The sequence below is a fragment of the Chryseotalea sanaruensis genome (assembly GCF_003990915.1).
Lineage (GTDB): Bacteria > Bacteroidota > Bacteroidia > Cytophagales > Cyclobacteriaceae > Chryseotalea > Chryseotalea sanaruensis.
Genome location: NZ_BHXQ01000004.1, coordinates 300,677 through 323,170 on the forward strand (window position 1 = coordinate 300,677; position 22,494 = coordinate 323,170).

The 22,494-nt window shown below is 39.7% G+C and carries 23 protein-coding genes; 17 read left to right on the top strand and 6 right to left on the bottom strand.

Annotated features, from left to right (window positions below):
• Positions 1-852 (top strand): DUF4440 domain-containing protein, encoded by an 852-nt coding sequence (locus tag SanaruYs_RS12070; RefSeq protein ID WP_127122815.1) that lies wholly within the window; start codon positions 1-3, stop codon positions 850-852.
• A gap of 55 nt (positions 853-907) precedes the next feature.
• Here the strand turns inward: SanaruYs_RS12070 and SanaruYs_RS12075 are convergent, their stop codons facing one another.
• Positions 908-2,287, bottom strand: a complete 1,380-nt coding sequence (locus tag SanaruYs_RS12075; protein WP_127122816.1) for a M28 family peptidase — start codon at positions 2,285-2,287, stop codon at positions 908-910.
• A gap of 2 nt (positions 2,288-2,289) precedes the next feature.
• Positions 2,290-2,721 (bottom strand): hypothetical protein, encoded by a 432-nt coding sequence (locus SanaruYs_RS12080; protein ID WP_127122817.1) that lies wholly within the window; start codon positions 2,719-2,721, stop codon positions 2,290-2,292.
• Positions 2,722-2,897: 176 nt separating this feature from the next.
• Here SanaruYs_RS12080 and sdaAA point away from each other — a divergent pair, with 176 nt between their 5' ends.
• The gene (gene sdaAA / locus SanaruYs_RS12085) at positions 2,898-3,800 is read left to right on the top strand and encodes an L-serine ammonia-lyase, iron-sulfur-dependent, subunit alpha (protein ID WP_127122818.1); all 903 of its coding nucleotides are present in this window, start codon (positions 2,898-2,900) and stop codon (positions 3,798-3,800) included.
• 59 nt (positions 3,801-3,859) lie between these two features.
• Here the strand turns inward: sdaAA and SanaruYs_RS12090 are convergent, their stop codons facing one another.
• Both SanaruYs_RS12090 and upp read right to left on the bottom strand, forming a co-directional pair.
• Positions 3,860-4,315, bottom strand: coding sequence for a hypothetical protein (locus SanaruYs_RS12090; RefSeq protein WP_127122819.1), 456 nt, complete (start codon positions 4,313-4,315; stop codon positions 3,860-3,862).
• 5 nt (positions 4,316-4,320) lie between these two features.
• Positions 4,321-4,962, bottom strand: a complete 642-nt coding sequence (upp, locus tag SanaruYs_RS12095) for a uracil phosphoribosyltransferase (RefSeq protein WP_127123043.1) — start codon at positions 4,960-4,962, stop codon at positions 4,321-4,323.
• A gap of 42 nt (positions 4,963-5,004) precedes the next feature.
• On the opposite strand from upp, the gene SanaruYs_RS12100 reads away from it, so the two are divergent.
• The 14 genes from SanaruYs_RS12100 to SanaruYs_RS12165 all read left to right on the top strand — a co-directional run bounded on the left by SanaruYs_RS12100 (position 5,005) and on the right by SanaruYs_RS12165 (position 18,968).
• Positions 5,005-5,961, top strand: a complete 957-nt coding sequence (locus SanaruYs_RS12100) for a M20/M25/M40 family metallo-hydrolase (protein ID WP_127122820.1) — start codon at positions 5,005-5,007, stop codon at positions 5,959-5,961.
• Positions 5,962-6,116: 155 nt separating this feature from the next.
• Positions 6,117-6,644 (top strand): hypoxanthine phosphoribosyltransferase, encoded by a 528-nt coding sequence (hpt, locus tag SanaruYs_RS12105; RefSeq protein ID WP_127122821.1) that lies wholly within the window; start codon positions 6,117-6,119, stop codon positions 6,642-6,644.
• Positions 6,645-6,714: 70 nt separating this feature from the next.
• Positions 6,715-7,281 (top strand): adenylate kinase, encoded by a 567-nt coding sequence (locus SanaruYs_RS12110; RefSeq protein WP_127122822.1) that lies wholly within the window; start codon positions 6,715-6,717, stop codon positions 7,279-7,281.
• Between the two features lie 214 nt (positions 7,282-7,495).
• The gene (gene obgE, locus SanaruYs_RS12115) at positions 7,496-8,485 is read left to right on the top strand and encodes a GTPase ObgE (RefSeq protein ID WP_127122823.1); all 990 of its coding nucleotides are present in this window, start codon (positions 7,496-7,498) and stop codon (positions 8,483-8,485) included.
• 122 nt (positions 8,486-8,607) lie between these two features.
• A complete protein-coding gene (locus SanaruYs_RS12120) occupies positions 8,608-9,141 on the top strand; it encodes a nucleotide exchange factor GrpE (protein WP_127122824.1) in 534 nt (177 codons plus the stop codon).
• An 87-nt stretch (positions 9,142-9,228) separates the two neighbouring features.
• Complete coding sequence (gene dnaJ / locus SanaruYs_RS12125) at positions 9,229-10,353, top strand: molecular chaperone DnaJ (protein WP_127122825.1); 1,125 nt, start codon at positions 9,229-9,231, stop codon at positions 10,351-10,353.
• 233 nt (positions 10,354-10,586) lie between these two features.
• Complete coding sequence (locus SanaruYs_RS12130) at positions 10,587-11,492, top strand: toast rack family protein (RefSeq protein WP_127122826.1); 906 nt, start codon at positions 10,587-10,589, stop codon at positions 11,490-11,492.
• A 97-nt stretch (positions 11,493-11,589) separates the two neighbouring features.
• Positions 11,590-12,501 carry an ABC transporter ATP-binding protein gene (locus SanaruYs_RS12135; protein ID WP_246011904.1) on the top strand — a complete coding sequence of 304 codons (912 nt, stop codon included), beginning with the start codon at positions 11,590-11,592 and terminating at the stop codon, positions 12,499-12,501.
• Positions 12,502-12,527: 26 nt separating this feature from the next.
• Positions 12,528-13,856 carry an ABC transporter permease gene (locus SanaruYs_RS12140; RefSeq protein WP_127122828.1) on the top strand — a complete coding sequence of 443 codons (1,329 nt, stop codon included), beginning with the start codon at positions 12,528-12,530 and terminating at the stop codon, positions 13,854-13,856.
• 279 nt (positions 13,857-14,135) lie between these two features.
• Positions 14,136-15,377 (top strand): sensor histidine kinase, encoded by a 1,242-nt coding sequence (locus tag SanaruYs_RS12145; RefSeq protein WP_127122829.1) that lies wholly within the window; start codon positions 14,136-14,138, stop codon positions 15,375-15,377.
• Positions 15,377-16,069 carry an SDR family NAD(P)-dependent oxidoreductase gene (locus SanaruYs_RS12150; RefSeq protein WP_127122830.1) on the top strand — a complete coding sequence of 231 codons (693 nt, stop codon included), beginning with the start codon at positions 15,377-15,379 and terminating at the stop codon, positions 16,067-16,069. Before SanaruYs_RS12145 ends, SanaruYs_RS12150 begins: the two co-directional genes overlap by 1 nt.
• Positions 16,070-16,333: 264 nt before the next feature.
• A complete protein-coding gene (atpD, locus tag SanaruYs_RS12155; RefSeq protein ID WP_127122831.1) occupies positions 16,334-17,842 on the top strand; it encodes a F0F1 ATP synthase subunit beta in 1,509 nt (502 codons plus the stop codon).
• A gap of 82 nt (positions 17,843-17,924) precedes the next feature.
• On the top strand, positions 17,925-18,170 hold the full coding sequence (gene atpC, locus SanaruYs_RS12160; RefSeq protein ID WP_127122832.1) for an ATP synthase F1 subunit epsilon: 246 nt from the start codon (positions 17,925-17,927) through the stop codon (positions 18,168-18,170).
• 378 nt (positions 18,171-18,548) lie between these two features.
• Positions 18,549-18,968, top strand: coding sequence for a TM2 domain-containing protein (locus SanaruYs_RS12165; protein ID WP_127122833.1), 420 nt, complete (start codon positions 18,549-18,551; stop codon positions 18,966-18,968).
• Positions 18,969-19,149: 181 nt separating this feature from the next.
• On the opposite strand, the gene SanaruYs_RS12170 is transcribed toward SanaruYs_RS12165, so the two are convergent.
• Entirely contained in the window at positions 19,150-19,686 is a 537-nt protein-coding gene (locus SanaruYs_RS12170) for a DUF3575 domain-containing protein (RefSeq protein WP_127122834.1), read from the bottom strand.
• Between the two features lie 240 nt (positions 19,687-19,926).
• Between SanaruYs_RS12170 and SanaruYs_RS12175 the strand changes: the two genes are divergently transcribed.
• The gene (locus tag SanaruYs_RS12175) at positions 19,927-20,418 is read left to right on the top strand and encodes a putative outer membrane beta-barrel protein (RefSeq protein ID WP_127122835.1); all 492 of its coding nucleotides are present in this window, start codon (positions 19,927-19,929) and stop codon (positions 20,416-20,418) included.
• Positions 20,419-20,478: 60 nt separating this feature from the next.
• Here SanaruYs_RS12175 and SanaruYs_RS12180 read toward each other — a convergent pair whose 3' ends face one another.
• Positions 20,479-22,458: a WG repeat-containing protein gene (locus tag SanaruYs_RS12180; protein ID WP_127122836.1), complete on the bottom strand. Its 1,980-nt coding sequence runs from the start codon at positions 22,456-22,458 to the stop codon at positions 20,479-20,481.
• Between the last annotated feature and the right edge of the window lie 36 nt (positions 22,459-22,494).

Below are 22,494 nucleotides of genomic sequence, written 5' to 3' on the forward strand. Positions count from 1 at the left end.
ATGAACGCTGTAAAAACAATCTTAATTCTATCACTTTCTCTTGTTTTACTTTCTGCTCATGCGCAAAATGAAATGGCGCTTAAAGAATTGGTACAAGCAGAATGGAATTTTATAAATCTTGCTAAAGAAACCAACACACGCGATGCATTTTTAGCGCAGTTCATAGACGAGAGTATTGTTTTTGGTGAAGGCCCTGTTATAGCAAAAAGAGTGTACGAAAATCAGCAACCAAATAATGGTTGGCTAAAATGGGAACCAGTATTTTCTGATTTGGCGCGGTCAGGTGATTTTGGTTACAACACTGGCCCATGGGAATACAGAGTGAGTAAAACTGACGCGAAGGCCGTAACCTATGGTGACTTCATTTCCTTCTGGAAGAAACAAACAGATGGAACATGGAAGCTGTTGATTGATATAGGTATTGAACATGGTCAACCCACTCTAATAAATACTTGGAAATCATCAAGCATAGGTTTTGGAAAAGTACCGGCTGATTTGAAAAATGTAAAACAACTTGAAAAAGTTGAACACAATTTTACAGAAGCACTTGCCTTTGCCAAGTCACCAGTTTATCAAAAGATGCTATCGCGTGAAGCAAGACTTTACAGGCCTGGTAAAGAACCGGTTACAGACAACGAAGCTATTCTTAAACACATTAATACAGAGTTGCCAATCACATTTACTAAAGCCGGACAACAATTGGCGTCCAGTGGTGACTTAGGCTATATATACGGGACCGCAGTCGTACAACTTACAGGTAATCAAACAAAAGCAGCTAACTACATACATGTTTGGAAACACGAAGAAGATAATGGCTGGAAATTAGTGCTTGACCTTGTAACGTATAAGTAGTTGTTCGTTATTGGTTGTTGGTTGTTCGTTACTTGTATTACCACCAACAACGATACTAAAGTCCTTTAGCATCTATTAAGAAAGTAAGCGCTGCCATAGCCGCTGCTCCCAATTCCAATTCACGCTTGCTTACTTTATCGAAAGTATCTTCTTGAGTGTGATGATAATCGAAGTAACGTTGTGAGTCAGGCAGATAACCAAACAGCGGAACACCTAGTGGTGCCAGAGGCCCGATATCAGCGCCACCACCTTTGCCATTGAAATCAGTTAGTCCATAAGGTTCCAACAATGGTTTCCAGCTTTTTACTTTGTTTTCTATCTCTTCTGTAGCACTCATGGTAAAACCTCTTGGTGTAAAACCACCGCGATCGCTTTCCATAGCCGCCACATGTTTCTCTTTTGTATTCTTTCTTAGCTCAACTTGTTTGGCGTATTCAATTCCACCACGCAATCCATTCTCTTCATTCATGTACATTACCGCGCGAATGGTTTTCTTCGGTTTGTAATTCATTGCTTTAAAAATGCGCAACACTTCAATGGCTTGTACACAACCACTGCCATCATCATGCGCACCTTCACCTACATCCCATGAGTCAAGGTGTCCGCTGACAACTATTATTTCATTAGGACTTTCTGTTCCACGCAACTCACCAATCACATTAAAAGAAGGAGCATCTGGCAATATTTCGCAATTAGTTTCAATGTAGACTTGTAAGTCTTTTTCTTCCTTTAACAACTGACTTAATAAATCTGCATGGTTTGTACTGATTGCCACTCCCGGAATTTTACCAACATTGGGTGCATAACGCAAACCGCCTGTGTGGGCATAATCTTCGGGGTTAGAACCCATTGAGCGAACAATGGCAGCAACAGCCCCATACTTCGCAGCTTCACTTGGGCCTGCACCCCGTTGGTTCACCGCACCACCATACGCAGCAAAAGTCTGGATGAGTGTTGGATCCATTGGTCTGTTAAAAAATACAATTTTTCCCTTTACACCTTTTTCACCCAGAGTTTTTAATTCTTCAAAATCTTTGACTTCTACTATTGAAGCAGCAATTCCCTGGCCACCTGTTCCTATCGATCCACCGAGGGCTAATATGTTTACATCAACAACACCTCTTTTTTTAGTAAGTATTTTTGCAACTTCTTTTTTACCTCTTATCCAATGCGGTACCATTACAGGCTGTAACCATACTGAATCAAAACCTAATTCTTTCATGGTATGTCTGCTCCATTCTACAGCGGCAGCTGCATTAGGCGATCCGCTTAAGCGTGCAGGTGCTTTCGTTGTTAATTCACGAAGCATTTCGTAAGACTGCCCCCGGGAAAGTGCTTCATCATAAATTTTTTTGATAGTGGCTTCGTCAGCGCTTTGTGCATGAGCTGCAAAGGTGTAAGTGAAAACAAGTAGCAGAAAGTAGATTTTTTTCATGTCTAATTATTGATGAGTTTGGCGTTTTTCAAAATATAAATATGATGGTCAGGATCGGTTTCATTTAAAACAATAATTCCCTCCATTACAATTTGCTTCGTACTGAACTTCACTTTCTCTGTGGTTTCAACCTCCACTACCGTTTCTGGTCCGGCAGCCCCGCAGAAGTAACACAGATTAAAGGGTAAAGATGACAGCATGAATTTGCCGGTACCTCCCACCTCCTCCAAAGGAATCACATATCCCTTAATGCTTACTTTCTTACCATTAAAACTTTTTAGATACTTACTAAAAATGGGGAACTCAACATCATATCCGTGCTGGTCTTTAGAGTTCTTAAAACTCACTTGCGCCAGCGTATGCCAGAAGTTTTCCGTTTGAGCATAAACCGATTCACTAGCAAAAAAGACTAAAAAGAACAGAAGCACGCGCATGATCGAAAATTAGGCAGAAAATTCTGATTGACTTTAGTTTTTTGATAAAAGGGGAAATGAACTAATAAAGTGCTTTCAAACGTTTGAAATGAGTACACGATCAGTGAACTTTGAACCAGAAATCCAATGTCGCTTAGGCTAAACTAACCGACATGAACAATAAACCATGTAAAGCCATGTCATTCTTATTTGAATCATTTGCAGATTGGAAAAAACACGCGGAAGAGAAGAACATTTCCTTACACGAAGTGGTGTTGGAATATGAACGCGAACAGAAGGGGAGAAATAAAGAACAGATTATGGAAGGACTTGCCCGTGCCTGGGAGGTAATGAAAGATGCTGTCCATACTGGCCTTACTGAAGAAATGACTTCACGCTCAGGCATGATTAACAATGGCGCAAAAAAAGTTTATAATTATCCAACTCCCGTATTATCAAAAGAATTTCAAAACCTGATTTCGCGTGCCCTCGCAGCCAAGGAAGTTAATTCTTGTATGGGCAGGGTTGTAGCCGCACCTACAGCAGGAGCCAGTGGCATTATGCCGGGTGTACTTGTTACCCTGCAGGAAATTCATAAAATAGATGATCAAAAAATTTTAGAGGCCATGTTGTTGGCTGCAGGTATTGCTTTAATCATGGAACAACGAGCATCAATATCCGGTGCTGTTGGCGGCTGCCAGGCGGAGACAGGCACAGCCGCTGCCATGGGTTCTGGCGCAATAGTTTATTGCCTGGGAGGAAATACTGATCAGATCTTTAATGCAGTTGCCATTACTGTGCAATGTATGCTAGGTCTTGTGTGCGATCCTGTTGCCGGGTTGGTAGAAATACCTTGTGTGGTACGCAATGCCAGTGCTGCGGCCATTGCTAACAGCTCAGCACAAATTGGTTTAGCAAATGTAAGCAGCGTTATTCCGGTTGATGAAGTAATAGAAGCGATGGGTGAAATTGGCGCAAGCATGGAAACACGTTATAAAGAAACAGCGCTGGGTGGCTTAGCCGCTACAAAAACAGGGCAAGCTATTGCTAAACGTGTACTGATCAGAGATATTGAAATTTTACCTGACGAAAAAAGTTAACATCCAAATCGAAAGCTCGCCAACGAATAGCGATCAACCAACAACGAACAACCAATCTTTTACATCAACCAGTCCTTTACCAAATCAAAAAAATAGTATACACCTACAGTAAAAACACTCGACCAAAAGCAGGCGCTAATAAACATATACAAGAGGAGTTTATCTTTTGGACTACCAAAACTGATCGCAACAATAGAACCACCAATGGGTGTGAGGATTAAAGGTGTTAAAAATGCAGTACCTGCTATGCCATACTTTCTCCAAATCATAATAAAACGCTTGTTGCGATCCGAAAATCTTTTTCTGTTAGGCGATAAGCGATTGATAATGTTGATGCGAATCCAGTCACCTGCAAAGGCAAATGCGGTTACAACGGTCATCATACCGGCAATGGTGGCGATGATGGTAGTGAATATATTGAGTTTCAAAGCGTATCCGCCAAGCGGCCCGAAAAAAAATTTCAACATACTGGGCAGGTATACGCCCGTAAAAGCCTTCAGAATTTCTTCCCACATAATCTTTATAATTTTTCTCCGAAGCAAAGATCTCCGGCATCACCGAGGCCAGGCACAATGTACGATTGTTGGTTAAGCGTTTCGTCTTGGGCAAAAGTCCAGATTGAATAATTCACTTTTAAATGATCTGCTACAAATTGTATGCCCTGGGGTGACGATACTAAAGAAGCAATATGAATATGTGAAGGCTTTCCATGTTTAAGCAACGCATCAACACTTCTTACAAAGGATTTGCCTGTTGCAAGCATAGGATCAATCAAAATAACAATACGATCTTGTAAACCTGGTGTGGCAAGGTAATCAAGTTGTACACTAATCTCATCCTCTTCCTTTCGATAGGCACCTATAAAACCACAATCGCTGTCTTCGAAATAGTTCTGAAAACCGTGAAAATAAGGAAGTCCTGCTCTTAAAACAGTAATCAACACTGGTTTTTGCTTCAGAAAGTGAGAAGAGGTCTTGCCCAAAGGCGTTTGCACCAGTGCAGGTTCATAATCCAACTTCTTGGAAATCTCGTAAGCCATGATCTCCCCAAGTCGCTCTACATTTTTACGGAATCTGGTTCTATCCTTTTGTAATACAGGATCGCGCAAAGCGCGCAGGAAGTGATTTGCGATAGAATTGGCAGAACCTAAGTTAAAAAGCATGAAGAATTTTTTTCTCTCCAAAATTTAGGATAAAGTTGCCGAATGACAGCGAAGAACCAAAAAAATAAAAAGAAGTCTCTTTTAGACTTCTCGTTACTTAAGCAATTGTGTCATGTGCAAGCACCGTCTGGCGAAGAATCAGCGATGACCAGCTTTTTATTGTCTTATATCAAAAAGGAAAAGAAAAATTGGGAAGGAAAACCTCAAATTTTTCATGGAGAAGCGTTTCAGGACTGCATTATATTAAAATTTGGTAAGCCGCGAACAGCCATTTTTGCGCACATGGACAGTATTGGGTTTACAGTGCGGTATTTTAACCAACTCCTCCCTATTGGTAGCCCAGATGCAGAGGCTGGAACTAAATTAGTGGGCGAAGACAGCCTGGGCAAGATTGAGTGTGAGTTGATGTTTGATCACGAACAACACGCCTTGTATAAATTTGGTAGAGCGATTGATCGTGGTACTTCTCTTACTTATAAAATTGATTTTAAAGAAACAGCCTCAACTATCCAAACACCATATCTCGATAACCGATTGGGTGTCTATAACGCACTTAAAGTAGCCGAAACACTTAAAGATGGCGTAATCGTTTTCAGTTGTTGGGAAGAACACGGAGGCGGATCTGTTCCTTATCTGGCTAAATTTATCTACGAGAAATGGAAGGTAAAACAAGCACTTGTCTCTGATATTACCTGGGCTACAGATGGTGTAGCATTAGGAAAAGGAGTTGCTATATCTATGCGCGATAGAAATATTCCAAGGAAAATTTTTGTCAACAAGATTATTAGTCTGGCTCAAAAACATAAAGTAGCGCATCAATTAGAAGTAGAAGGTGTTGGCTCAAGTGATGGCCGAGAGTTACAAGTATCACCCTATCCTTTCGATTGGTGTTTTGTAGGTGTACCAGAGCAACATCCGCACACACCGCATGAAAGAGTACATAAAGATGATATTGCCAGTATGATAGCATTGTATTCAGTTTTAATGCAACAACTTTAATACGATAGCTAAGTTATTTATACTGGTGGTTCAGCCGATTTCTTCTCTATACCAGATTTTATCTTCTAACTTTCAGCCTCTAGCTTCGAGTTTCGAGTGTAGCGCCACGCGTATCTATTTTCTGCTATATTTGCGCCCTAATTTCTGAAATTGCGATGAAGGTAAAAGACTTAGAATTCAGAGAATTTATATCAGCTCAAGCCGTTGAAGAGAAGGTTAAAGCGCTGGCTGCCAAAGTAAACGAAGATTATCAGGACAAAACACCCTTGATACTCCCAATACTGAATGGCTCATTTATTTTTGCGTCAGATCTTGTAAAAGAGCTCAGCATTCCTTGCAGAGTGTCTTTTGTAAAGGTGAGCTCTTATAGTGGTACCCAGAGTACTGGCCAACTTAAAACACTCATTGGCTTGGAGGAGAGTTTATTTAATCAGCATATTCTAATAATTGAAGATATTGTTGATACAGGGCTCACACTAAAAAAAATATTAGATGAATTACGTGGACTTGGCACCAAGTCAGTAGAAGTAGTGGCTTTGTTAAGAAAGACACCAGCACGCGAAAAAAACATCGATGTAAAGTATGTGGGCTTTGATATTGATGAAGAATTTGTGTTGGGTTATGGCCTCGATTACGATGGTTTTGGGCGCAACACGAAGCAGATATATCAATTGGACAACTAATATCAGATTAGAGACATTGGCTATTTTTCAAATTGATCCTTACATTGCATCCCTTTAACATATTCTAGGCATGATCAACATGGTAATCTTTGGCCCTCCCGGGGCCGGTAAAGGAACTCAGAGCGAAAAGCTTATTAAACAATATGGCTTTGTTCACATTTCAACAGGGGATTTATTTCGTTGGCACACAAAGAATGATACCGCTCTTGGTAAACGTGTTAAAGAGATCATGAACAGCGGTGCCTTGGTGCCGGACGAGATCACCATCTCGATGCTGAAAGAAGAACTTGATAAAAATCCTGATGCAAAAGGATTTTTGTTTGATGGCTTTCCAAGAACGGTAGCACAAGCTGAAGCCTTGGATCGCTTTATGAAAGATAACAACACTGCTATACATCATGTGGTAGCACTTGATGTAACAGAACAAGAAGTACGCACACGTATTGCTAAACGCAAATTAGTTGACAACCGTGCAGATGACGAAGAAGAAAAACTCAACAAACGTATTGATGAGTACTTCAACAAAACAGTGCACGTACTTCCTTATTATAAAAACCAAAACCGTTTGGTTACAGTAAATGGTATTGGTGATATTGATGAAATATTCAACAGCATTTGTAAGGTCATTGATAAGTAGTTTCAGATTCAATATTTCAAATTCAAAATTTGAGATGTTGCATTCAAAATTTTGAATTTGAAACGTAGGCTAGGTTTAACGGTAACCTGTTTTGTAACTTTATAAAATGAACCCTGCGTCCGACTGATGTACTCTTTAGCAATCTGTCAGATACATAGGTATTGTTGAATTACTTCAAATCGTAAATCTTAATCCTAAAATCTTAAATTATTAAATGGCCGCACCAAACTTTATTGACTACGTAAAATTCTGCTCACGTTCAGGGGCAGGTGGTGCTGGTTATTTACACTTTAACCGCGAAAAGCATTTGCAAAATGGCGGCCCCGATGGGGGAGATGGTGGAAGAGGCGGGCATGTCATTTTAAAGGGCTCCTCTAACGTATGGACTTTGCTTCACTTGAAATACCGCAAGCATATTATTGCCGAAGCAGGTGAACGTGGAGGTATGCAGGATTGCACAGGCGCTTCAGGTAAAGATGAAATTTTAGAAGTGCCTTTGGGCACAGTGGCGAGAAAGGCAGACACCGGTGAAATTGTTTGTGAAATCACTGAAGATGGACAGGAGGTTATTTTAACACCTGGGGGAAGAGGAGGAAAAGGTAACGCCTTTTTTGCAACGTCCACCAATCGGGCTCCAGAATATGCGCAACCAGGTGAACCGAGTATTGAGGAGTGGATTATACTCGAATTAAAACTACTTGCAGATGTGGGTTTAGTAGGCTTTCCCAATGCAGGTAAATCAACACTTTTATCGGTAGTTTCTGCAGCTAAACCTAAAATTGCTGACTACGCTTTTACCACATTAACACCCAATTTAGGTGTAGTGGCTTATCGCGATGATAAGTCGTTTGTGATGGCCGATATTCCAGGAATTATTGAAGGAGCAGCAGAAGGCAGAGGTCTCGGAATCCGTTTCCTGAGACATATCGAACGCAATTCACTGTTGCTATTCATGATTCCTGCTGATGCTAAAGACATCAAAAAAGAATATGAAATTCTACTCAATGAGTTGAGAAAATACAATCCCGAATTGCTGGATAAAAAAAGAATCCTAGCTATTTCTAAATCAGACATGCTTGATGAGGAATTGCTTACTGAGATGAAGCGCGAAGTACCGACAGACATCCCAACTGTATTTATTTCAGCTGCTACTCAACAAGGCATCACCGAATTAAAAGACGTGATCTGGAGAAATCTCCATTAATCCGCAGGCCAATTTCAAATTTAAAATTTGAAATTTAAAATTGCTGTTCAGACTATGTCAATGTGTCATTTATACGTATTTGGCAGAATTGTTGACATTTGCGCTTTGATTGATCTATAGACATGGAAAACACGAACGATATCGAGAAGGAAGTTGAGAAAAATGAGGCAGCTACAGCTGAAAGCCCTGTTACAGAAGCCGGTCAGGTGGATGAATTGAAAAAAGCACAGGACGAACTGGCAGAAGCTAAAGACAAATATTTGCGCCTATATTCTGAGTTCGAAAATTTCCGCAGACGTACAGCCAAGGAAAAGATAGACATGATTCAGTCAGCCAACGAAGGGCTACTGAAAAACCTTCTGCCAGTGATGGATGATTTTGAAAGAGCTGAGAAAGCCTTCAAAGATTTGAATACAAAAGAAGCAGAAGGTTTTTTGCTGATTTTTAATAAATACAAAAAAATATTGGAACAATCCGGTGCTAAGGTGTTGGATTTAAAAGTTGGTGATGATTTTAATGCCGATACGCAAGAAGCCATAACCCAAATTCCTGCACCATCAGAAGAATTAAAAGGTAAAGTGGTAGATGTTGTAGAGAAAGGCTATACGTTGAACGAAAAAGTTATTCGTTTTGCAAAAGTTGTTGTTGGCAGCTAGAGCCACGATGTTCGTGGCTCTAAAAATCGGGAAGGAAAAAGCAGATAAGAGAATGCTCGGATTTCGAGCCTCTAACATTGAAAAAGAATGAGCAAAAGAGATTATTACGAAATATTAGGCGTTGCCAAGAATGCCACCGCTGATGAGGTAAAGAAAGCTTATCGTAAAGTGGCTATTCAGTTTCACCCTGATAAAAATCCGGGCAATAAAGAAGCAGAAGAAAAATTCAAAGAAGCAGCTGAAGCATATGAAGTACTGAGCAATCAGGAAAAGCGTGCGCAATACGATCGTTTTGGTCATGCCCGTTCAGGTGGCAATGGCGGCTACGGAGGTGGTCATATGAACATGGATGATATCTTCAGTCAATTTGGAGATATATTTGGCGGTGGAGGCGGAAGTCCTTTTGATAGTTTTTTTGGCGGTGGAGGCGGTGGCCGTCAGCGTCAGCGCAAAGGTTCAAACCTGCGTATTAAACTAAAGCTGAACCTTGAAGAAATTGCCAATGGTGTTGAGAAAAAAATAAAAGTAAACCGCTTGGTACGTGCCGAAGGTGTTACGTTTAAAACCTGTCCTACTTGTCAGGGCACAGGGCAAATGCGTAAAGTGGTAAACACCATGTTAGGGCAAATGGTATCAACCTCCGCTTGTAATACTTGTGGTGGTGCTGGTCAGTCAATAGACAAGCGTCCTGCTGGAGTAGATAGTTCAGGTCTTACGACCAAAGAAGAAATTATATCAGTAAAAATTCCCGCTGGTGTGGCAGATGGTATGCAGCTGTCTATGTCAGGCAAAGGAAATGATGCACCCGGTGGTGGAGTGCCAGGTGATCTACTAATTCTGATTGAAGAAACAGAGGATAAGAACCTTAAACGTGATGGCAATAACCTGATTTACGATTTGCACATCAGTTTTATTGATGCAGCGCTGGGTACACATGTAGAAGTACCCTCTGTTGGTGGTAAGGTGCGCATCAAAATTGAGCCAGGCACACAGAGTGGTAAAATTCTACGTCTGAAAGGCAAAGGCTTGCGCGATGTAAATGGGTACGAAACAGGAGACCAACTTATTTATGTTAATGTATGGACACCTAAGAAGCTTTCCACTGATGAAAAAACTAAACTAGAAAGTCTTAAGGATTCCGTTAATTTTCAGCCCCACCCAGACGCCAGCGAAAAAGGCTTTTTCGAGCGAATGAAGGAGTATTTCAACTAAAAAGACAAAAAATCAATCGTGCCGGCCTTAAACCGGCACACTTACATCAACAGCATCGGATTTACCCAACAACCCATTTTACACTTAGCTTGTGGCTTGCAGCCTGCAGCGTGTAGCTAAAAAGAGGAATTGTCTTACAGTTTAGCTCACTTTACCCGCCTTCATTTTTGCACTATTTTGGCTAAAAACTTACACAATGTAACCTTAGCTTCATATACGCGTAACCATACTTTATGCACAAAAACTATTTCTTAACCCTTTTGGGGGTATTGCTAGCAGGGATGGCCACGGGGCAGGTGAAGAAGCAATTCGCAGTAGAAAATACTGATGCATGCGAGTCTATTAAACTTCAGATTAAAGCCAATAGTGGCAACTGTTATATTAAACCAAGCCAGAATACCGATATTCTGAATGTTTTCAGTAATCAGAGTGAAGAGGCTTTTTCCCACAATTTCATCAAAACCATTAACGGTAAAGTGTGTGATGTTAAGCTTTCACTAGAAGAGTTGAATCAGGAGGGTTTTGGCCAAAGCATTTCCTCTCGTGTTTTCAATGCCTCAGAAACCAGCGTGAGAGTTAATACTAATAGTGGCCATAAATTCTGGAAAATGTATTTGAGCGATGCCAAAACATATGCCTTGGAAATGAATTATGGTTTTGGAAATGCCAACGTGGATCTTTCAGGTCTATCAATAAAAAAATTGAAAATCAATTCAGGTAGTGCCGATGTGAATGTAGGGTATTTATCAGGCATTGAGAACCAGGTAGAAATGGATACCTTTTATGTAAAGGTCGATTTGGGCTCTGTTAATGTAAAGAATCTAAGCCTGGCAAAAACAAGATATTTATTAGCTGATGTTGGTTTCGGTAATATGGCACTCGATTTTAGCGAGAGTCCAACCGTTTCAAATACTATTAAAGGAAGTGTAGGAGCAGGTAATTTGATAATTACGTTGCCTAAAAACGATACTCCTGTCTTGGTTAAGATTCATGATAGCTGGTTATGTAGCGTAAAAATGCCTTCCGGCTTTAAAAAAATAGCCGAGAACACATTTGTCTCAACCAGCTACACACAAGACTCAAAAGTAGCCCTCACTTTCGATCTGGACGTGTCAATGGGCAGCATCACTTTTAAATAACCAAGAAGAGGCTGTCATCCATCCTATTATTTCAAGAATCTCTGTAATTCTTAGCTGTTTTTTTGCACTAATGCTGTGTAAAAAAAACCTGAAATCTGTGGAAGCACTTGTAGCAAAAGGTGTCACGAAGCGCTATGCCAGCCATACAGCCCTCGATGACGTAAGCCTAACCATCCCCTCAAAAAGTATTTATGGTCTGTTGGGCCCTAACGGAGCCGGTAAGACGACCTTCATTCGCATTGTAAACCAGATTATTAACTCTGATGCAGGCGAGATCAGCATTTTCGGAGAAAAGCTGAGCGAGCGTCACATTGGTATGATCGGTTATCTGCCTGAAGAACGTGGACTTTACAAAAAACTGAAGGTAGGCGAGCAACTTTTATATTTAGCCCAATTGAAGGGGCTGAGTAAAAAAGAAGCGTTGGATCGTAGCAAGAAATGGATTAACAAATTTGAGATTAAAGATTGGTGGGATAAAAAGGTTGAAGACCTCAGTAAGGGTATGGCACAAAAGGTGCAGTTCATCAGCACGGTTATGCACGAGCCTAAACTGATTATTTTGGATGAGCCCTTCTCTGGTTTCGATCCTGTAAATGCACAATTAATCACTGAGAATATTTTCGAATTACGGGATAATGGTTCTACCATTATCTTTTCAACCCACCGTATGGAAACGGTAGAAGATTTATGTGATCACGTTGCATTGATCAATAAATCGAAGAAGGTTGTGGAAGGCACTAAGAAGCAAATTAAAGATACTTATAAGTCGAATACATTTGTAGTAGACCATAAGGGCTCCTTCACTATCAATGGCAGTGCAAGTATTGTATCGCAGAAGCCATTAGAAGATAACTTCTATCAAACTGTATTGCAGGTAGGCACAGAGCATAGTCCTAACAAGTTGATTGCCGAACTGATCAACCTTACGGAGGTACATTCTTTTATTGAGAAAGTGCCAACTATGAGTGAGATATTTATTAACCTGGTAAACGGTAAATCTGACGAATAATTCCTAATTGATAAAGACAATATCTTATGAATAAAATATGGTTAATTGTACAGCGTGAATTTTTGAATCGCGTACAGAAAAAATCTTTCCTGATCGCTACTATTTTAGTACCTCTGATTTTTCCAACAATTATAGCGGGCTTGTTCTGGTTTATGATCAGAGAAGTTGAAACAGCCAAGCCTGAGGTAGTTCATGTATTGGATGAAAGCGGTAAGTTCACTTTCACAAACACCAAACGATTTATTTTTATTGAAGAGAAAGGTGTTATTGATAGTGCAAAAAAAACCTACAGCGCAACCAAAGATTTCGCGCTATTATATATTCCCAGTTTTGATCTTTCCAAACCAGATGGCTTTACCATCTATATGAAAGAAAATCAAAGCGATGAGAAGATATCCGGGCTTGAACGCATTTTAGAGGACCGTATCCGGGATCTTAAACTGGAGCAATACCAGATTGATAAAGAAACACTTGCAGGATTAAAAACGAGTATTGATTTTAAACAAGTTAATATATCGGACACTGGAGAAGAGAAGAGTAGTAACTCAATGATTCTAAAAATTCTTGGGTTCTTATTAGGTATAGTTTTGTTCGTGTTTGTATTGTCTTATGGCATGCAAATCATGCAAGGAGTTATAGATGAGAAGACTTCCAAAATCGTGGAGGTAATAGTCTCATCAGTAAAACCAATTCAGTTGATGCTTGGTAAAATTATTGGTATTGCTTCTGTCGGGTTGGTACAGTTCACTATCTGGATAGTATTGATCACCGTTCTTTCAAGCACAGTATTGAGTTACTTTGGGTTAAAGATGCCCCAGGAGCAAATGCAGGAGCAGGTAATGAGTCAGGTGGATCCGGAGCAAAAAGAAGAAATTCAGAAAGTGCAAAGCGACAAGATGAACGAAGTGTTGAACAGCATCGACCAAATTCCTTTTACTAAAATAGCCCTTGTATTTTTGTTCTACTTCTTAGGTGGCTACCTAATGTATGGCGCTTTGTTCGCGGCTGTAGGTTCTGCGGTGGATAGTATTCAGGAATCGCAACAGTTTCAGATGCCATTAATGTTGCCTTTAATGATTAGTTACATGAGTGTGTTCACAGTGGTTCCAATTAATCCACACGGTTCATTAAGTTTCTGGCTATCCATTATACCATTAACTTCTCCTGTAGTAATGGTGGCGCGTATAGCTTATGACGTACCTACTTGGGAATTAATACTCTCTATGGTGCTATTGGTGGCTGGTTTCATCTTTACCACTTGGGTAGCAGGTAGAATTTATCGTGTAGGTATTTTAATGACTGGTAGTAAAGTAAACTACAAGGTATTGGCTAAGTGGTTCATGATTAAGAATTAATCTGCTAAACCGCATCTTTACATAAATCCGTCTGACCGCTGTTTGCTTTGCAATAGAGCGGTCTGACGGATTGTTACTTTTATGGAATTTCAGCCTTTTTGAAACTAATTGTATTTAAACGACATTGAATACAAATGCCTAGCAAGGTAAAGACCCCGATGTTTTGAAAAGCATCGGGGTCTTCTTATTTTCAGCACGCCAACCGAGGCAAAGCTTTTCGGATACGAAAGCTGCCATTCACGCGTTACCCGTGGAGAGTTGAGATACTAGCGCAAAAGCATGGCCAGACTACTTCCCACAATGAATTTATACAGCAGCAATGCACGCTGGAAATGGTTTGTACTGGCCGCTTCTGTTTTTATCAGCATAGGTTCTATCTACTATACTAATATTTTAGTGAATCAGCTGAAGGAGCAAGAGAAGCAACAAATTCAGCTTTATGCTAAAACACTGGAGTTTACTGTAAACCAGAACGATGCCTCTAGCGAGAACATCAACTTTATAACACAGGAAATCCTTTTTCAGAATAATTCCATCCCCATCATCATTACCGATGAAAGAGAAAAAGTGATTGATTATAGAAATCTGAAACTTAAAGATCAATGGCCGGCAGTGCAGAAGGAGCGTTACCTCATTAATGAAATTGAGGTGATGAAGGGCACTTATGAACCAATTCGTATTTCGCTCAAAGACAATGGTGAGGAGTTTGCGGTTCAATACGTGTATTATAAAAACTCCTTCCTACTGGCACAACTCATTGCCTATCCGTACATACAACTTTCAGTCATTGCTATTTTTGCTTTCATCTCTTACCTCGCCTTTAATTACTCAAAGGAAGCAGAACAAAACAGGTTATGGGTGGGCCTGGCTAAAGAAACTGCGCATCAATTGGGTACACCACTTTCTTCTTTAATGGCATGGGTGGAGGTAATGCGCGAAGATCCTGATTTGAAGAATAGAAATATTGCGGAAGAATTAGAGAAAGATATTCGCAAGCTAACTATCGTAACCGAGCGCTTCTCAAGTATTGGTTCAGTACCAGTACTCAAGCAGGAAAATGTCGTAACCCTGATAAATAATGTGGTTAATTATTTACGTCCGCGCTTATCATCAAAAGTTCGCATTGATGTTTACACCTTATCAGATAATATTAATGCTTACGTACATGCACCTTTGTTTGAATGGGTGTTGGAGAATCTTTGTAAAAATGCGGTTGATGCCATGAGCTCATCGGGTAACATAGCCATTAAAATATTAAGGGGCAGCGAAGGTAAAGTGCTAATAGATATTTCCGATACCGGCAAAGGCATACCACGTTCAAAAATAGCGATGGTGTTTAATCCAGGCTTTACTACTAAAAAACGTGGCTGGGGACTGGGCTTAACATTAGCAAAACGTATCATCGAAATTTATCATAAGGGTAAAATATTTGTTAAGTCTTCTGAGGAAAATCAAGGAACTACATTCAGAATTATACTGAACGCATCACTGGGTTATTCACAACCAGATAATAAAGCGTAATGAAAAAAATTATAATCATCGGAGCATCTTCAGGTATAGGTAAATCACTTGCACTACTTTATGCAGCACAGGGTAATCAAGTTTGTATTACGGGCAGGCGGCTTCCATTGCTGCAAGAAATTCAGCAACAATATCCTGATAAGGTAAGCATAAGTACTTTCGATGTAAACGCATTGCAAAACGATAGCCAGTTGGATCAGTTAGTTAAAGAATTTGGTGGTGTTGATATAATCGTTTACAGTTCTGGTGTGGGTGAATTTAATAAGTACCTGGACTTCAGTATTGAAAAGAAAATGATCGACACCAATGTTACCGCTTTTACCCAGATAGCCGATTGGTCATTCAATTACTTCCAAAAGCAAGGTAAAGGCAGTTTTGCGTCTATCACCTCCGTTGCAGGCATGATGGGCAGCAGGCACGCACCCGCTTATAATGCTTCAAAAGCCTATCAGATTAATTACCTGATTGGGTTAAGACAAAAGGCGAAACGGTTAAAAGTGCCTATCAGCTTTACCGATTTGAGAACAGGTTTTGTCGACACCCCAATGGCCAAGGCAGCGGGTAAATTTTGGGTGGCCTCCCCAGAAAAGGCTGCCAAACAAATTGCTTCAGCCATTAGTCGAAAGGCGGCCGTGGCCTACATTACCAAACGTTGGCGTTTAGCGGGGTTTTTCCTTAAAGTTTTCAACTGAAAATCAGGATTTTAAATAAGCTCAACTGAGTAGATCAATGTCATTTAGTTAAGCTTCCATGTTCGTCCTCTCCCCAAGAGAGGATTGGAGGTGAGATCATAAAAAGGCTTAATTAAATGACATTGCATTGTAGATAACTATTACTGAATAAGTATTTGCCAAAGCAGCAAAGAAAGCCTACTTTTGCGCACGATTTATGGGTCATTTGGCTTAAAATCATTGAAAATCAATAACTTAACTAGTACTAAAACTCAATAAACTCCGATGGCAAACTTTGGTAGGATTACGCAGGTTATCGGTCCGGTAGTGGACGTAGCCTTTGACGAACCAGGTTCCAAACTTCCGAACATTCTAGATTCACTCGAAGTAACCAAAACTGATGGTACTCGCGTGGTATTAGAAACACAGCAACACTTGGGCGAAGATCGTGTACGTGCCATCTCTATGGAAGGTACAGAAGGTCTTGTTCGCGGCATGAAAGTGAAAGATCACGGTATGCCCATTCAAATGCCTATCGGAGAAGATATTAAAGGCCGCTTGTTCAACGTAGTGGGTGAAGCCATTGACGGTATCCAGCAACCTAAAGGTGACAAGACATTACCGATTCACCGCCATGCACCTGCTTACGAAGATTTGTCAACATCTACGGAAGTATTGTTTACAGGTATTAAGGTTATCGACTTGATCGAGCCTTATGCAAAGGGTGGTAAAATTGGATTGTTCGGTGGTGCCGGTGTAGGTAAAACCGTATTGATTCAGGAATTGATCAACAACATTGCAAAAGCATATTCTGGTCTTTCAGTATTTGCTGGTGTGGGTGAAAGAACACGTGAGGGTAATGACTTGCTTCGAGAAATGATTGAAGCAGGTATCGTTAATTATGGTGAAGAATTTATGAAATCACTCCACGCAGGTGGTTGGGATTTATCAAAAGTAGATATTAAAGGTCTTGAAGAATCGAAGGCAACCTTTGTGTTCGGACAAATGAACGAACCTCCTGGAGCCCGTGCGCGTGTGGCTTTGTCTGGTCTTACTGTTGCTGAGTATTTCCGCGATGGTGATGGAACAGGTAAAGGACGTGATATCCTTTTCTTCGTAGATAACATCTTCCGTTTTACACAAGCAGGTTCTGAAGTATCGGCTCTTTTAGGCCGAATGCCATCAGCAGTAGGTTACCAGCCTACATTAGCTTCTGAAATGGGTTTGATGCAAGAGCGTATCACTTCAACTAAGAATGGTTCAATCACTTCGGTACAGGCCGTTTACGTTCCTGCCGATGACTTGACTGACCCTGCGCCTGCTACAACATTTGCTCACTTGGATGCTACTACAGTATTAAGCCGTAAGATTTCTGAATTGGGTATTTACCCTGCGGTAGATCCATTGGATTCAACATCACGTATTCTTCGTCAGGATATAGTTGGAGCAGAACACTATGATTGCGCACAACGTGTGAAGAGCATTTTACAGCGTTACAAAGAATTGCAAGATATTATCGCCATCCTTGGTATGGATGAATTGAGCGATGAAGATAAGCAGATAGTGCACCGTGCAAGACGTGTACAACGTTTCTTGTCACAACCTTTCCACGTAGCAGAAGCCTTTACTGGTTTGAAAGGCGTATTGGTTGATATCAAAGATACGATCAAAGGTTTCAATGCAATTATGGATGGTGAGTACGATCACCTGCCTGAAATGGCCTTCAACCTTGTAGGTACCATTGAAGATGCTGCAGCGAAAGGCGAGAAGATGATCGCGGAAGCAAAAGGCTAATAATTTGAAATTTCAAATTTCAGATTCAAGATTGTGGGTCTGAGATTTGAAATCTGAAATTTTGAATTTGAAATTTTGAATTATGTTCTTAGAGATAGTAACACCCGAGAAGAAAGTATTTGAAGGAGATGCAGATTCAGCAACGTTTCCTGGCGCTGATGGTTCTTTTCAGATATTAAACAGCCACGCACCTCTTATCTCATTATTGAAAGAAGGCGTAGTGGAATACAAAGTAAAAGGAGCCGCTCAACAAGTGATAATTACTGGTGGTGTTGTAGAGGTAGTAAACAATAAAGTTATTTTATTAGCCGATGGCGTAAGTGCCTGAGTGGTTTATTAGATTTTATAAAAAAAGGGAGGCGGTGACGGCTCCCTTTTTTTGTTAAAAAGTTTATCCATGATCAGGAGTTGATATACAATGGTTGTGACAGAACATTGATGCACGCGCGAGGCATCTATTTTCGGGTTCACTAAAACCAGAACTTATGTTAACAAAAAGACACTCGTTGTACTTAGCACAGTACTGTTAGGTGCGTGCGCTACTCCAAAGTATAGTTATCATTTCGGCAAGCACAATTATCAAGCTGGTGCCGTTACAATTGAAAACAAAACAGTTGAAGAATTTAGATCAACAAATGAAGATGAAATAACTACTTCGCCTATTCATGATGCGCCAGTCGCATACGCAAGTAATGATGCTGAAAAAATGAAAGCAGTTGTAGCCAATTTGGATACAAAACATGCATACACAAAGGCTAAACAGAACATTACCTCTAAGTCTGCTTCATTTAATACTAAGGCCGACCGCAAGCAGGCGAAAGCTGAACTTAAAAAAGCTACCGCATCGTTTAAAGCCATAAAAAAGGCCGATGGTGTAAATGCTACGAAGGGTTTTGTCAGAAATCAACTCGTAGTATTATTATTCGCACTATTCTTTGGAGCCTTAGGCATTCACCGTTTTTATCTTGGAAAAATTGGATCTGGCATTGTGTTTTTTGTGTTGGCCGTGACAAGTTTCCTTATTGTTCCAGGTATAGCACTTTTAATATGGTTATTAATAGATATCATTAGAATCATTATAGGCAGATTAAAACCTAAGGGTGCTGATTATGAAACGACATTTTAAGGGAATATCTAAAGGGTATTTTTTTAAATCAAGGGAGTGTTTTTAACACTATGCTGTAGGTATTTTGAATTAATGACCGATAGACACAAAAAAGAGGAGACATTTAGTATCTCCTCTTTTTAAACAACTATTAACTTCTATAAAAAAATTAACAGCATAATTAGATTAAGTTTCTAGGCTATTAAAAAGCAATGCCTAAGCAGAAACCAGTACGTAGTCCAAATCCGTCAAATGTACCAACATCAAAACTATCTGTTCCAGATTTAACATCCACTGATCCTGAATTGTAAGCAGGGCCAATAAAAAGATCAAGCACTACCTTTTCTTTGAAAATCCATTGCTTACCGATAATAGCCCCACCACCAATTGTTGTAAAAGTGGCTTCTGAATCAGTTGACTCTTCAGATAAATTGAAGCTCTGATAGCGTAAAAATGGCGCTACATAAACACCCTGTGGAGCTTCTGTTGAAGACAAATAGAATCTGTATTCGGGCGTAATTCCAAAGCCAGAGAAACTGGTCTCACCAACTGAATAGCCAGTGTAAAAGAAACCAAGTTGTACACTTGAGTTTTCTTTAATCTTGTGTTCGTATTGTAAGTTGAGTGTTTTAAAAATCGGGCTTAGGATGTTTATTTTAAATGTGTTTTCCTGTGCAGACATTAATGTCGGAATTAGAAATAGCGACAATAATACGGGGAGTGCAAATCGTTTTTTCATGAATTAATGGTTTGGTTAAACTGTAATCAAGATAGAGAAACTTAAGGGATTTTCATAATCCTGATTGCTATAACTTAGTGTTTGTAATTGTTAGTTATGATTGTATTTCAAGAATGTTACTTGAGTACAGTAATCCTCAATTCTATCGATGAGTTTCGCTGGTTCACCTGGCAAAGCTTAAGGGATATTATTTATTTTGCTGATAATTTGATAATTTGCACCTCTAAAACATTTATTAATATGAAGAAGGGCATTTTTTTTGCAGCATTTTTATTGGCAAGTATTGCATCATACGCGCAAGGTTCTTTAGCTAAAGGCGGAAAACAGTTAAACGCAGGCTTTGGATTTTCAAACTACGGAACACCAGTTTATCTTGGGGTAGACTTTGGTGTTGGAGAGAGTTTTACAGTTGGTCCTCGTTTTTCTTATAGAAATTATGGATACAATTTTGGAGGTAGCAGATATAGCCAAAGCTTAATGGTGATTTCATTTAATGGTAATTATCACTTTAATAAACTTATTGAGTTGCCAAGTGAATGGGATTTATATGCTGGATTAACAATTGGATATTATATCTGGTCATCTGCAGACTTTGGAGGTCAGGCTTCAGGTGTTGGTCTTGATGGCCAAATCGGAGCGCGTTATTTCTTTTCTGACCGATTTGGTTTGAATCTTGAATTTGGTGGTGGTACCGGTACAGGTGGTTTATTCGGAATCACTTATAAGCTGTAATACCTACCTTAGAAATTATTATTAAATGGCTTCCTCTTTCGGAAGCCATTTTTTTTGACATTAGAAAACTTCTATTAACTCCTTCTTTCCAAGTTTAAGTATTAAGTATTGATTTTTCTGATTAATGGTAATAGCATCATGCATGGTAGGAATAATATCAGCACCATTTAAATCTAAAACACCAAACTTGCCCTGACGTTGAACTATTATTCTATTGTTAAAAAACTGCTGCGATGTGTATTTAGGGTCATAAATAATATTGGCTGTTTTATCAGCTAACCCGACTAAACCATTATTTACTAATTCAAAAGAGCCACTTTCAAGTTGATGTACAGCGTCATAGCGACATGGTAATACCAACTCATTGTTTTTATTGATTAATCCATATTTTTTCTTGAGCATCACCACACTAAATCCATTTACAAAAGGTTTTGCATCTTCATAGGTTGGGTGAATAATAATCTCATCTTCTTTATTTAAAAAACCCCATTTTGAGCGTAACGAAAATGGTGCCAGGCCCTCTGCAAAGTATTGTACTTTATCATAACGATTGGGTATACGCAGCCTACCCAGCGCATCTACGAAGCCCCATTTACCATCTTTACGTATTGCACGATAACCCTCGTGTTCTTCTTCCACCTCGCTAACCTGGTTTGTTCCTACTTGTTGCAGTTTGGTGACAATACCTGTAAATGTAACTTGCCATAACTCTCCTATAGAAGTTTTCTCAAGCAAGCCTTCATGGGTAATGGTTATTGGATTATTGGTAAAATAATATACAAGGTGATTGAAATCTTTTAAAGTAAGCAATGCACCATCCTTTACAATGTATCTTTCTTGATTCACTAACATCAACGGAAAATTTTGTGGACTGACAAGCCATTGCTCCTGCGAATCAATGATTCCGTAACCACCTTTGAACTTGATTGATAAATGCGTTGCATTACTATCGAGAATAGAATCATACACGCAGGCGATCAACTCTTTCCCATTCTCTTTCAGAGCTCCCCAAAACGATTTTCTTTTAACATGTACTAACTCATTGCGGTTATCAATTTGCTGATAACTACGTTCGCTTAAGCGTTTACCTTCCAGCGAATAGATTTGCCAATTGTTTTGGTTACTGGCAAATACAAAACGTTTATCAACTATAACAGAATCAAAAGTTAAGGGTAATATTATTTTTCCGTTTTCATTGATTAATCCTGCTTTGGAATTTCGAGCTATGAAAAATTCGTGCAAGTCACTTTGATGAAGGTTTTTATAAAAATCAGTCAGTTGCTTTAAATCCTTGCTGAATAAAGCTGTTCCTTTTCTGTTTTTAATTAATAGTGATTCGTTGTCCAGTGGTATTACTTTGTCTGCAGGCAAAGTTTGTTTGATTTTGCCATCCGTGGCATCTACCCATTCCCACTCGTTGGGTAGCAGTCCCAATATTTCACCACGCTCATTTACTTCAAAACTATTGTATTTTGCCTCAGCAATTACTTCACCATTTCTATTTAAAAGTCCTAATAAACCTTGTTGTTCAAAAATGCTCACACCACGCTGAAAATCAGCGATCTTATCAATGTCAAAATTGGTAAGCGCCTTTCCATTTTCTGTAAATAGTGCGAACTTACCAGAAGCATTTTCCGCTGCGAAACGAAGGGTTCCTAACGATTGAATGCTTTTGTAAACGATTGGAATAACTAGCTCGTTATTTAATGAAATGACACCATAAACAAAACCACCACCATTTTTCTGGCAAGCGATTAAACGCATACCCTCTAAGCGTAAATCAGTATAATTCATGGGTATTACGAACTCGCCAGCGGCATTAATACAACCAGCCGCATAGCGTGCCGTAGTGGGATCATATTTTTTTACAATGGAATACGGTATGCCAGGTATGATCTGATCGTAAATGGCTTTGGTGATCGGTTCTTTTTCAGGGCTTAATAGGCCCCATTTTTGGTTTTCCTGGTAAAGTCGTGCTTCTTGTGCAACCGATTGAATGAACCCTAAGAGGGAGATAAACAAAAAAATGAGGCGAATCATGTCTGGCAAAATACTAAGCTTCTGTGATTTAAAGAA